Source organism: Pseudomonas sp. IPO3749 (assembly GCF_013386605.1).
In the GTDB taxonomy this organism is placed as follows: domain Bacteria; phylum Pseudomonadota; class Gammaproteobacteria; order Pseudomonadales; family Pseudomonadaceae; genus Aquipseudomonas; species Aquipseudomonas azotoformans_A.
Map to the genome: position 1 here is coordinate 55,650 of NZ_JACARN010000057.1, position 11,286 is coordinate 66,935.

Here is an 11,286-nt window from a genome sequence, read left to right on the forward strand (position 1 = left end):
CAGCCACACTAGCTGATCGCCATCGACGAAAGCCGCCCGCCCAGAATGAGGCAAAGCACGCTAACCAACTTGAAGTGACGCCATTGCAGTCTCCCCCACCATGAATGCCCACTACCCTGATCCGGGGTGGTGATCTTAAGAGGTATAGATGATTGAGATGGCTTTTTGCTTGGATGGCTGACGAGGGGGGAATCACCAGCCTTTTAAACAAACGGGGAACGAACGGGGAAAATTTCTACTGGAAAAGGTCAAAAACGAAAAAGGCCCACCGTGAGGTGAGCCTAAGTCGTTGTTCTATATGGTGCCGGCACCAGGAGTCGAACCCGGGACCTACTGATTACAAGTCAGTTGCTCTACCAACTGAGCTATACCGGCGTGTTAGGGCGACGATTATAGCGATTGGCGAGGTTCTGTAAACCCCTGAATTCTGACTATTTTTGCAAATCCGCAGGTTTTTTCATCTGGCGCGGTTTCAGGGCTGTGGCGGGGCTTCTTCTGTCAGCTTCCGTCTGCGCAGTTGTCGGCGAATTTGCTGTAGTTCAGTACGCGTTGTTGGCCGTGGGAGTCCAGGTAGGTCATGTGGGCATTGACCACGCCGCAGGAGGCGGTGTTGTCCTGCACGGTGGCGACGATGCGTTGGATGTCCGGCTTCGGCTTTGTGTCGGCGTGGGCGTTGAGGGTGAAGGCAAGCAGGCTGGCGGCGATGAAGATGTTCCAGTTGTTGGGGTTCATGGTTGCGTCCTCGGTGCAGATCAACAGTGGGTGTGGGTCCTATTGAATGCTCGGGAGGTATATGGGGTGTGTCGCGAAACTCGGGTTTTGTTTCGTTTTGTATGAGGCGTTTGCGTAGCTACAGGGGAATACGCATCTGGCTGAATTCTTGATAAGTTGATCAGAAATTGCGCTAAATAATCCTAAATGACTGATATTTAAAGTGAAAATAATAAGTCATATAAATGGCGTCAAGCCGCTCATCTGAAACAAGTTAGTTGAAATCATCAAAATACTGACACTATCAAGGTGATATCACACAATGCGCGCCTTATTTATTCAAACACTCAGAGGGGGGAGCAGGACAGTGAGTCGCGCAGATGATATTTCCAAACTATACGACGCACTGACTGGGACTCTCCGTGTTGATCAACACCAGGTTGATGAGCCGATTTCCCCTGGTCTGCAAGGCTTGCTCGATCAGTTGAATCAGGGCGCCACCCAGCATCTTCATCCACCTGAGTTGATGGAAGGCCCGCTGGGCGAAGTGTATTCGGACCCCTCGGCGCCCAGGGTTGTGGTGGTGGTCTCCGCCAAGGGCGGGGTTGGCCGCACCACGCTCACGGCTGCACTTGCCAGCGGTTTGCAGCGACAGGGCCATCCTGCGCTCGCGCTGGACCTGGACCCGCAAGACGCCCTGCGCCATCACCTGGCACCCGGTGTGACGATGGCGGGTGTCGGCGCGACCAGTCTGCTCAACAAAACCTGGGAAGCGTTACCGGTTCGTGGTTTTGCCGGATGCCGCGTGGTGGCGTTCGGTGAAACAGATCCTGTGCAGCAGCAAAGCTTGAATCGTTGGCTGGGCCAGGATCTGGAGTTTCTGACCAAACGCCTGGGCGGTATGAAATTGAGTGGCCGGGACACGGTGATCATCGACGTGCCGGCGGGCAATAGCGTGTACCTGAGCCAGGCCATGTCGGTTGCCGACGTGGTGTTGGTGGTGGTGCAAGCGGATGTCGCGTCATTTCGCAGCCTGGCTCAAGTAGACAGTGTGCTTGCCCCATACCTTGCCCACGCGCAGTCACCGTATCGTTTCTACGTGATCAACCAGGTTGACCTTGCTCATCGGTTCAGTGAGGACATGGTCGACGTATTCAAGCTACGCCTGGGGGATGCCCTGCTTGGAACGATCCAGCGCGATCCCTCGTTTATCGAGGCTCAGGCTTACGGGCGCGACCCGCTTGATCCGGTGACCAACAGCGCCGCGTGCCAGGACCTGAGCAGGCTTTGTCGTAGCTTGCTTGGGCGAATCAATTAAGCGCGTCTAGGGTCAAAGCATTGCTGGCCATTAAATTGACGATTTGCCGTTTGTCTAAAAAATGTACAACTATCTCATCAAAATAATGACACTTTTGCTGTCCTGAAGCAGACTGCCTGCACTAGGGCGACCACAAAAAGACCTGCGGTAAGCAGTCGTATCAGCTGACCTTTTCACGTCTTTGAGCTTCGCCGTGATGAGGGGTTTGTTATGGGCATTACTGATGGTCTTTTAGCCTTGCTCGGCAAGGATGTCTGCCAGGATGAGCGTGGCATGGCGTCGCGTTTGCATTTCTTCGGCAGCATTCCCAGCCGGGACGATGGCGCCGCCAACGAAAGCGCCCAGCCCGCGCCCGCCTTGGCCTTGAGCCCGAAAGTGGTAGCGCTGGTGTCGATCAATGGCGGTGTTGGCCGCAGCACTCTGGTCACCGCCCTGAGCAGTGGTCTGCAGCGCCAGGGCGAGTCCGTCGTAGCGCTGGACCTGGACCCGCAGAACGCCTTGCAACATCACTTCGGGGTCAGCTCGGCATTGCCGGGCATCGGGCGCACCAGTCTGGAGCATGGGCAATGGAGCCAACTCCAACAGCTCAGCTTTGCCGGTTGCCAGGTGATCACCTTTGGCGAGATCGATATCCCGCAGCAGGAAAGCCTGGAGCGCTGGCTCAAGCACGAGCCGCGTTGGCTGGCTCAACGCCTCGCGTCCCTGGGCTTGAGCGCGCGGCATACGGTGATCATCGATACCCCCTCCGGTAACAACGTTTACTTTCATCAAGCGCTGAGTGTTGCCGACGTGGTCCTGGTCATTGTGCAGGCCGATGCTGCGTGCCTGGGCACCCTCGACCATCTGGATGTTCTGCTTGCCCCGCACTTGGAGGGTGAGCGCCCGCCCAGTGTGCAGGTGGTGATCAACCAAGTGGATGAAAGGAATGCCTTCAGCCTGGACATGGTCGAGGCGTTCAAGCAACGGCTGGGCAAAGAAACGCTGCACGTGCACCGCGATGTAGCGATCAATGAAGCCTTGGCCTTTGGTGTCGACCCATTGGATAGCGTGGCGAAGAGTCTTGCAGGCGACGATATCAACGACCTCTGCCAGTTTCTGAAGGCCCCAGGAAAACGCACCTAAAGCGCGGTTTATACGCTTAACGCCAGATGCTTATGCACAATCGGTTGGATGGCCCTGTCACGAAAAAGCCATTTTGTGGAGCCGTTCTCATCACGCCGCAACTGCCTGTTTTGCGTGCGTTTTATTTTGTGAACAAAAAATGACCAGCTCGGTTTATGTTCTGTAGCGCTGATGGCTACAGGCCCCGTAAAGAATTCATCAACAGAGTTATCCACAGGCTGCGCGGCGACATTTCTGCCCCTTAATCGCGCTCGGCAAGCACCATCAAGTTGCGGGGCGTCAGTGCAGGTTCGCAAAAGGTGCCTACCTGGACCTTGTAGCCGTTTTCTTCGAGATACAAGGCCCGATCCAGCACCAGCCACACTTCCAGCGGGCGCCGAAACAGGCCACGCATCAATTCCAGGTTTCGGACCTCGGCCAAGCGGCGCCAGCCGTACGCTTCCAGCGCCGTCCAATCCTGTTCGGCTGTGGATAACCCTTTGAGGTGCGCCAGCTCCCGGCAGTAGTCGGCAAAGGGTTTTTCCAGCCAATTGGCGGGCAGGGATGGCGTGGGCAGGTACTCGTCGACGCCACGCAGTTCGCGCTGCAGTTGATCGAAGCCCAGGCGTCGCGCCATGGATGTGTCCCGTTGCAGGCGCACACGCTTGCCTGCGGTGACGGTTTCGCTCAGCGGCAGGCCGAGGTCATCAATCGACAGTTTCAGGCGTGATGCGCGGCCTGCATTGGACAGTGGCTGGTAGGCGTCTGCGTTGATGCGGTTGAAGCAGCAGGGTGCCAGCGCGAGCTGCTGGCAGCCAGCAGTGCTGGCCAGTTGCAGCAAGCGCACATGCAGATCGCCACAGGCATGCAAGGCGACGGGCGTGTGTTCGCGGTTGATCGACACATCGGCCATTACGTCTTGCAGGCGATGGGTGACCGGCAGGCCGTGATGGTCACTCAAGGCCTGGCCTGCCGCGATCAGCGCCGGGTCGTACTCCAGGCAGGTCAGTGCTTGACCGTTTTGTAAAAGGCGGCGCCCCAGATGGCCCTTGCCCGCGCACCAGTCCAGCCAGTGCGTGGGCACTTGCTTGAACTGCAGTGCGGCGCCGAAGGCTTCGATCTGGTCCCACTTGCGGCCCGGAACATCGACGTTCAGGCGATGGCGAGCGGGTGCGAGGGGTTGCGCCGGTAACTTATCCACAGCGCTGAGCTGGCGAGCTTGCGCAGCGAGTTGTGGAAAAGGTGCCGGTGCCAGCAGGTCATGGGGTTGGTTATGACTGGTCTCGGCATCGGCCAGCGAGCGCTGGCGCAGCCACTGGGCGAGGTCCGGATGCTCGGTTTCCCAAGGGAGCTGGCGATGCGTAAAGGGCCGTGGTTTCCACAGCCCTTGGTGCTCGATCAGGAACGCATCCAGTGCCTGGAAGCGTGCCTCAGCGTCCTTGGCAGGCATCGACGCGCAGCCAGCGTTCCAGCAGCTTGAAGGCTCGTACCAGGATGTAAGCCATCAACAAATAGAACAGGCCGGCGGCGAAGAAGATCTCCACCGGCAAATAGGTACGGGCGATGATGGTCCGCGCCATGCCGGTCAACTCCAGCAGGGTGACGGTACTGGCCAGGGCACTGGCCTTGAGCATCAGGATCACTTCGTTGCTGTAGGCCGGCAGGCCGATGCGCGAGGCGCGTGGCAGGATGATGTAGAACAGCGTCTTCGGCTTGGACATGCCCAGGGCCCGCGCCGCTTCAATCTCGCCGGGCGGGATGGCCTGGATCGCGCCGCGCAGGATCTCGGCGATGTAGGCGGCCGTGTGCAGGGTCATGGTGGCGGTGGCACACCAGAACGGGTCGCGCAGGTAGGGCCACATGAAGCTTTCGCGCACCGCATCGAACTGCGCCAGGCCGTAGTAGACCAAGAACAACTGCACCAGCAAGGGCGTGCCACGGAAGAAGAAAATGTAGGCGTAGGGCAGGGCGCTCACGTACCAGCGGCGCGAGGAGCGAGCGATACCCAGCGGGATCGCCAACAGCAAGCCGGCGATCACTGCAATGGCGACCAGCTCCAGTGTGAGCGTAGCGCCCTGGGCCAATCTTGGCAGCCACTTGATGATCACGGCCCAGTTCAGGCCCAGGTCAAAATGCGCCAGCCAGCTGTAGTCGCCGCTCATTGGGTGCTCCTTGCAAAGCCGCGGGCGGCGCGTTTTTCCAGGAAGTGCATGCCGGTCATGGCTAGCACGGTCAGGCCCAGGTACATGAAGGCGGCGACCATGAAGAAGGTGAATGGCTGCTTGGTGACGGTCACGCCGATCTGCGCATGGCGCATGATTTCTTCCAGGCCGATCACCGATACCAGTGCGGTGTCCTTCATCAGGATCATGAACAGATTGCCCAGGCCCGGCAGGGCGATGCGCCACATCTGCGGCATGATCAACCGGGTGAAAATCCTGAACTTCGACAGTCCCAGCGCCACACCGGCTTCGCGGTGGCCCTTGGGAATCGCGAGAATCGCGCCCCGGAACACTTCCGTCGCGTAGGCGCCAAAGCACAGGCCCAGGGCGATCACCCCGGCGGCAAAGGCGCTGAGGGAAAGGTCGGGATTACCGAAGAACTCGCCAAGGGCACGCATCAGATTGACCGTGCCGAAATAAATCAGCAGTACCCACAACAGTTCGGGAATGCCGCGAACAATGGTCGAATACGCACCGCCCACCCATTGCAGCGGCTTGTACGGCGAGGTCTTGGCCAAGGCCCCGGCAAGGCCGAGCACCAGCCCCAGGCACAGGGCCGTGAGCGCCAGTTTGACGGTCATCAGCGCGCCAGCGGCGAGCGCCGGGCCGAATCCGTAGAGATCGAAATTCATGGTGTTTTCATATCGCGGCAGGCATTGCAAAAAGCCGACGCGCTCAAGTGAGCGCGCCGGGCATACCGTTCAGATCATTCGATGCTGAAAGGGAAGTACTTGTCGTTGATCTTCTTGTAGGTGCCGTCTGCCTTGATCTCTGCCAGGGCTTTGTTCAGGCGCTCGCGCAGTGGGTCGCCCTTGCGAACGGCGATACCGATCTTGTCGCTTTCTACAACCGGATCGCCTTTGAATTCATAGGCTGAACCGTCTTTGCTCTTGAGCCATTCGTACTGCACGTACTTATCGGCGAGGATGCCGTCCAGGCGACCGGAGGTCAGGTCGAGGTAGGCGTTTTCCTGGGTGTCGTACAGCTTGGCGGTGGTGTCCGGCAGCTTGTCTTCCAGGTAGGTGCCGGCCAGCGTCGCGCGTTGGGCGCCGATGGTCTTGCCCTTCAGGTAAGTCGCGTCGGTCTTGAAGTCCGCAGTGGCTTTAGGCGCGATGAACTGCAGCTTGTTGGAGTAGTACGGGTCGGTGAAGTCGACGGCTTGCTTGCGCTCGTCGGTGATCGACAGCGAGGACACCAGGAAGTCGAACTTCTTGGCGTTCAGGGCCGGGATGATGCCGTCCCAGTCGGACACATACACTTCGCACTTCTCGACTTTCATCTTGGCGCACAGGGCGTCGCCGATGTCTTTGTCGAAGCCGACGACATTGCCGCTGGCGTCTTTATTGTTGAACGGCGGGTAGGCCGCTTCGATCCCCATTTTCAAGGTTTCTGCCATGGCCGTGGCGCTGAACGCCATCGAGACGGCCGCGGCCAGAAGGAATTTTTTATAGTTCTGCATGCATGTTGCTCCGTTAGCGGTTGCTGGACATGAATTGTTTGCAGCGCGCCGAAAGCGGGTTTTCAAACACCTGCTGTGGCGATCCTTGCTCTTCGACCAGGCCCTGGTGCAGGAACACCACCTCACTGGACACCTGGCGGGCGAAGCCCATTTCATGGGTGACCAGCAGCATGGTGCGGCCTTCTTCGGCCAGCGCGCGGATCACATTAAGTACTTCCTGAACCATTTCCGGGTCAAGCGCCGAAGTGGGCTCATCGAACAGGATCACTTTAGGCTGCATCGCCAGCGTGCGCGCGATGGCCGCCCGTTGTTGCTGGCCGCCGGACAATTGCGCGGGGTAAGCGTGGCGTTTGTCAGCAATGCCGACCTTGGCCAGCAGGGCTTCGGCCGTTTCGATGGCCTCGGCTTTGCTTTGGCCAAGCACGCGACGAGGGGCCTCGATGATGTTGTCGAGGATGCTCATGTGCGGCCACAGGTTAAAGTTTTGAAACACAAAACCGATTTCGCTACGCAGGCGGTTGATCTGCTTACCGTCGGCGGCCATCAGCTCGCCGTTTTTCGCGGCCTTGAGCTTCAGTTCTTCGCCAGCCACCAGGATCTGGCCCTGGTGCGGGTTTTCCAGCAGGTTGATGCAGCGAAGGAAGGTGGACTTGCCGGAACCGGAGGAACCCAGGATCGAGATCACATCGCCGTCGCGAGCGGTCAGCGAGATACCTTTAAGTACCTCCAGCTCACCATAGCGTTTATGCAAGTTGCGGATTTCAAGCGCGGGCGTGGCCTCGGCCATGTGGGGTCCTCATTGTGTTCGTTGCGATCCTGCTGTTGGGCCGCCTTCCTGGCGAGGCGCCAAGCTAGCATAGCGTCTTGATGGCAGCCAACAGCATGGCCGGCGGTAAACAGGTGGTGTGCGGCAGGGTGTCGCATCGGCACAGCAGCGTGTCGCGCCATCAACAACCGAACATCCGTTTGAACCCGAAAAACCGCAGGCTTCGCGTAAAAAAGGGCGCGATGGTGCCAGCTTTGGCCGGGTGTTGGAAGGGTTAACCGGGCAAACGGTGCATATCAGCCCTTTTGTAGGGCGTCACGTACTTTTTGTGTGTGTTTATGGTGCGTTTATTCGTCCTGAATGTGAGTCGCACGGTAACGCTATAGCGGAATGCCATTGTTCTCAATGACTTGCGAGTCGTGTTGAAACGTCCTACAGCCCGCGTCAATCGCGGCTCTGTAACATTTTGGCGCAAATCTTGCGTAAAAAATAAAGAACGCCCTGTTGGTTTCTTTTCACGAGAAAGATTCCGGGCCGGGCGGACCGTTTTCGCAATTCCTCGTAAAGGTGTGTCAATGAGTAGTACGCAAAGCTCCAATGACCTCGAACAGGGGCTCAAACCGCGTCACGTCACCATGCTGTCGATTGCCGGCGTCATTGGTGCCGGTTTGTTTGTCGGCTCCGGCCACGCGATTGCTGCTGCCGGCCCGGCCGTACTGCTGGCCTATGCCGCGGCGGGCACGCTGGTGGTATTGGTGATGCGCATGTTGGCCGAAATGGCCGTGGCGTCGCCGGACACCGGTTCGTTCTCCACCTACGCCGACCGGGCGATCGGCCATTGGGCCGGTTTCACCATCGGCTGGTTGTACTGGTGGTTCTGGGTATTGGTGATTCCATTGGAAGCCAACGCGGCCGCGACCATTCTGCATGCCTGGTTCCCGGACGTGGCCATTTGGGCCTTTACGCTGATTATCACTTTGCTGTTGACCGCGACCAACCTGTTCAGCGTGAAGAACTACGGCGAGTTCGAGTTCTGGTTTGCGTTGATCAAGGTTGTGGCCATCGTCGGCTTCGTGATCCTCGGCCTGGCCGCGATCTTCGGCTTCCTGCCGACCAGCCAGGTCAGCGGCGTTTCGCACCTGTTCGACACCCAAGGCTTCATGCCCAACGGCATGGGCGCCGTGTTGGCGGCGATCCTGACCACCATGTTCTCCTTCATGGGCACCGAGATTGTCACTATCGCGGCAGCTGAATCGAAGAACCCAGGCCAGCAGATCACCAAGGCCACCAACTCGGTGATCTGGCGCATTGGTTTGTTCTACCTGTTGTCGATCTTCATCGTGGTGTCCCTGGTGCCGTGGAACGATCCGACCCTGGCGGCCGTAGGTTCCTACCAGACCGTGCTGGAGCGCATGGGCATCCCGAATGCCAAGCTGATCGTCGACCTGGTGGTACTGGTTGCGGTGACCAGCTGCTTGAACTCGGCGCTGTACACCGCTTCGCGCATGCTGTTCTCCCTGGGTCGTCGCGGTGATGCGCCGGCGGTGGCCAAGCGCACCAACAAGAGCGGCACGCCTTACTGGGCGGTGTTGCTGTCGACTGGCGCGGCGTTCCTGGCGGTATTTGCCAACTACGTGGCCCCTGCGGCAGTGTTCGAGTTCCTGCTGGCCAGTTCCGGCGCCATTGCGTTGCTGGTGTACTTGGTGATCGCGGTGTCGCAACTGCGCATGCGCCAGAAGCGCACGGCAGCGGGCGAGAAGATTGTCTTCAAAATGTGGCTGTTCCCAGGCCTGACCTACGCAGTGATGGTGTTCATCGTGGGCACGCTGACCATCATGCTGTTCCAGGAAGCGCACCGGGTCGAGATCATTGCGACCGGCGTGTTGAGCTTGCTGGTAGTGGCGGCGGGGCTGATTGTGGCGAGCCGGCGCAAGGCGCAGAGAGTGGGTGCTGCAGTACTGAGTTGAAGCAATAAGCAAGGGAGCCATCTGGCTCCCTTGTGTTTTTGGGATCAGTCGGCTGAACTTGCCAGTGCTTGTGAGGCCGCTACGTAATCCGCCTGGAATTGCGGCGACTCGATCCACGCCAGTGCCGCGGCTTCATCATCGGTATCCGTAACCCACTGTCGATATTCGATCAGCGCCGCCAGGATAAAGTCGGTGGCTTCCTCTTCGCCTTCCTGCTCCAGCACCAGTGCCAGCAACGGGTGGGCCAGGAACACCGCGCACAGGGCCTGCTGGCTGGTTTCGCCAGCGGTGCGCATCTCCACGAACAGCTCGGTCAGGTCCACTGACTCAAGGTCAATGCGGCTGTCATCGCCGGCAAACGCATCCGGTTTGGTCGCGACGGCGCGCTGGGTACGGTTCTGCTTGGCCTTGGCCTTGGCCTTGGCCCGGTGGGCACGTTTTTGCTGCTTGTTTGGCGAGGCCATGGGCTCAGCGTCCTAGGGTTTTGGGTCTGGGTGGGGTATTGAAGCGCAGGTTGGGGGAAATCCCAAGGGGTTCTGTGGCGAGTCGCTTTTATACGTCCGTTCAGTGAGCAACTCCAACTCGGCACGTAGCTCTTCTTCGCTGGGCAACACAAGTTTGTACTTGCTGGCAAAAAGTTGCTCATTGCCTTCGAGTACCGAATAGCGCACTACCGAGGCATCCTTTTGCGAGCATAAAATGATACCTACCGTAGGGCCATCCTCCGGACCACATTTCAAATCGTTATACATGCGCACGTACATGTCCATCTGACCGATATCTTGGTGGGTCAGCTCTCCCCGTTTGATGTCAAAAATCACGAAGCACTTCAGCAGGTAGTTGTAGAACACAAGGTCGAGGTAGTAATCCTTGCTCTGGGTGCTGATTCTTTGTTGTCGGGCTACAAAAGCGAATCCTTTGCCAAGCTCGAGCAAAAAATGTTGCAGTTGTTTAATCAGGGCGTGTTCGATATCGCTTTCCAGAAAAGCGCCTGCGTAGGGAAGCCCAAGAAACTCCAAAAGTACTGGGTCTCGTACGAACTCCCGTGGCGTTTGTTTCATGCCATTGAGTTTTTCGTCAGCCTCCTTTTTGACTGCAACACGATCTTGGCTGGCAAGCAAACGTTCATAGTAAAGCGTACCGATTTGACGCTCCAGGGCGCGGGTGGTCCAGTTTTGGGTGGCAGATTCGTTCATGTACCACTGGCGAGCGTTCGAATCGTCCACGCGCAAGAGAGTGCGGTAGTGGGTCCAGCTTAATTCGCGACGCACTGCGTCGTATTTTGGAAAAGCTAGGAAAAAACCTCGCATATGCCGCAGGTTGGTGGTGTCGAAACCTTTTCCATAGAGGTGTGTTAGCTCCTTGGCCAGGGTTGGCAATAGCTTTTTGCCGTAGGTGGCACGAGCGCTTCCCTGTTGCTCGAATTCGACGATGTGGCGACCGATTTGCCAACAGGTTAGAACGTGAAGGGTGTCTATGCTACGTAATGTCTGTTGCCGCGCCGCCTGTATGATTTCTGCCAGATGGGTGAGTAAAAGGGCTATTTGCGGATTGCCAGTTGTAGGCGCCGGGGCTGAGTTCATGAGGTTCTTCGCAAGCGGTTGGGCGTATAAGAATCTCAGTTAATTCAGCCGGGGACATTTTGCCTGGAAGGTCTTGCCGCGTAGGAAATGCGGAGCTTTGGTCTAGGAAATAGAGTTCTCTAAACGCGAGCCTGGCGTATTAGGGAAACTCTGAAAAAG

The 11,286-nt window shown here is 58.1% G+C and carries 11 protein-coding genes and 1 tRNA gene; 3 read left to right on the forward strand and 9 right to left on the reverse strand.

The annotated features are described in order from the left end of the window. Positions 1-299: 299 nt before the first annotated feature. Positions 300-375, reverse strand: a tRNA-Thr gene (locus tag HX812_RS21960). A gap of 123 nt (positions 376-498) precedes the next feature. Continuing rightward, positions 499-732, reverse strand: a complete 234-nt coding sequence (locus tag HX812_RS21965; protein WP_038842052.1) for a DUF2790 domain-containing protein — start codon at positions 730-732, stop codon at positions 499-501. A gap of 346 nt (positions 733-1,078) precedes the next feature. Here HX812_RS21965 and bcsQ (HX812_RS21970) point away from each other — a divergent pair, with 346 nt between their 5' ends. Continuing rightward, positions 1,079-2,029 carry a cellulose biosynthesis protein BcsQ gene (bcsQ, locus tag HX812_RS21970; RefSeq protein ID WP_235165383.1) on the forward strand — a complete coding sequence of 317 codons (951 nt, stop codon included), beginning with the start codon at positions 1,079-1,081 and terminating at the stop codon, positions 2,027-2,029. A 210-nt stretch (positions 2,030-2,239) separates the two neighbouring features. After that, positions 2,240-3,151, forward strand: a complete 912-nt coding sequence (gene bcsQ, locus HX812_RS21975; RefSeq protein ID WP_038842046.1) for a cellulose biosynthesis protein BcsQ — start codon at positions 2,240-2,242, stop codon at positions 3,149-3,151. A gap of 241 nt (positions 3,152-3,392) precedes the next feature. Here bcsQ (HX812_RS21975) and HX812_RS21980 read toward each other — a convergent pair whose 3' ends face one another. From HX812_RS21980 to HX812_RS22000, 5 genes are all read right to left on the reverse strand, one after another. Beyond that, a complete protein-coding gene (locus tag HX812_RS21980) occupies positions 3,393-4,580 on the reverse strand; it encodes a methyltransferase (protein WP_038842044.1) in 1,188 nt (395 codons plus the stop codon). Continuing rightward, a complete protein-coding gene (locus tag HX812_RS21985) occupies positions 4,561-5,250 on the reverse strand; it encodes an ABC transporter permease (RefSeq protein WP_038842240.1) in 690 nt (229 codons plus the stop codon). The genes HX812_RS21980 and HX812_RS21985 overlap by 20 nt, the downstream gene beginning before the upstream one ends. A 38-nt stretch (positions 5,251-5,288) precedes the next feature. After that, positions 5,289-5,984: an ABC transporter permease gene (locus HX812_RS21990; protein ID WP_016979103.1), complete on the reverse strand. Its 696-nt coding sequence runs from the start codon at positions 5,982-5,984 to the stop codon at positions 5,289-5,291. A gap of 74 nt (positions 5,985-6,058) precedes the next feature. Beyond that, positions 6,059-6,811 carry an ABC transporter substrate-binding protein gene (locus HX812_RS21995; RefSeq protein ID WP_016979104.1) on the reverse strand — a complete coding sequence of 251 codons (753 nt, stop codon included), beginning with the start codon at positions 6,809-6,811 and terminating at the stop codon, positions 6,059-6,061. Positions 6,812-6,824: 13 nt separating this feature from the next. Further along, positions 6,825-7,598, reverse strand: coding sequence for an ABC transporter ATP-binding protein (locus HX812_RS22000; RefSeq protein WP_016979105.1), 774 nt, complete (start codon positions 7,596-7,598; stop codon positions 6,825-6,827). 554 nt (positions 7,599-8,152) lie between these two features. Between HX812_RS22000 and gabP the strand changes: the two genes are divergently transcribed. Then, on the forward strand, positions 8,153-9,544 hold the full coding sequence (gene gabP, locus HX812_RS22005) for a GABA permease (RefSeq protein WP_038842041.1): 1,392 nt from the start codon (positions 8,153-8,155) through the stop codon (positions 9,542-9,544). A gap of 44 nt (positions 9,545-9,588) precedes the next feature. Here gabP and HX812_RS22010 read toward each other — a convergent pair whose 3' ends face one another. Together HX812_RS22010 and HX812_RS22015 are read right to left on the reverse strand one after the other, a co-directional pair. Beyond that, entirely contained in the window at positions 9,589-10,008 is a 420-nt protein-coding gene (locus tag HX812_RS22010; protein ID WP_038842036.1) for a hypothetical protein, read from the reverse strand. Between the two features lie 12 nt (positions 10,009-10,020). After that, a complete protein-coding gene (locus tag HX812_RS22015) occupies positions 10,021-11,127 on the reverse strand; it encodes a YhcG family protein (RefSeq protein WP_080642325.1) in 1,107 nt (368 codons plus the stop codon). Positions 11,128-11,286: the final 159 nt, after the last annotated feature.

Bases quoted from the DNA above. Each gene is read 5' to 3' on its own strand.
- gabP (WP_038842041.1), top strand. From the start codon at position 8,153: ATGAGTAGTACGCAAAGCTCCAATGACCTCGAACAGGGGCTCAAACCG.
- HX812_RS22010 (WP_038842036.1), bottom strand. From the start codon at position 10,008: ATGGCCTCGCCAAACAAGCAGCAAAAACGTGCCCACCGGGCCAAGGCC.
- HX812_RS21995 (WP_016979104.1), bottom strand. From the start codon at position 6,811: ATGCAGAACTATAAAAAATTCCTTCTGGCCGCGGCCGTCTCGATGGCG.
- HX812_RS21965 (WP_038842052.1), bottom strand. From the start codon at position 732: ATGAACCCCAACAACTGGAACATCTTCATCGCCGCCAGCCTGCTTGCC.
- HX812_RS22015 (WP_080642325.1), bottom strand. From the start codon at position 11,127: ATGAACTCAGCCCCGGCGCCTACAACTGGCAATCCGCAAATAGCCCTT.
- HX812_RS22000 (WP_016979105.1), bottom strand. From the start codon at position 7,598: ATGGCCGAGGCCACGCCCGCGCTTGAAATCCGCAACTTGCATAAACGC.
- bcsQ (WP_038842046.1), top strand. From the start codon at position 2,240: ATGGGCATTACTGATGGTCTTTTAGCCTTGCTCGGCAAGGATGTCTGC.
- HX812_RS21980 (WP_038842044.1), bottom strand. From the start codon at position 4,580: ATGCCTGCCAAGGACGCTGAGGCACGCTTCCAGGCACTGGATGCGTTC.
- HX812_RS21990 (WP_016979103.1), bottom strand. From the start codon at position 5,984: ATGAATTTCGATCTCTACGGATTCGGCCCGGCGCTCGCCGCTGGCGCG.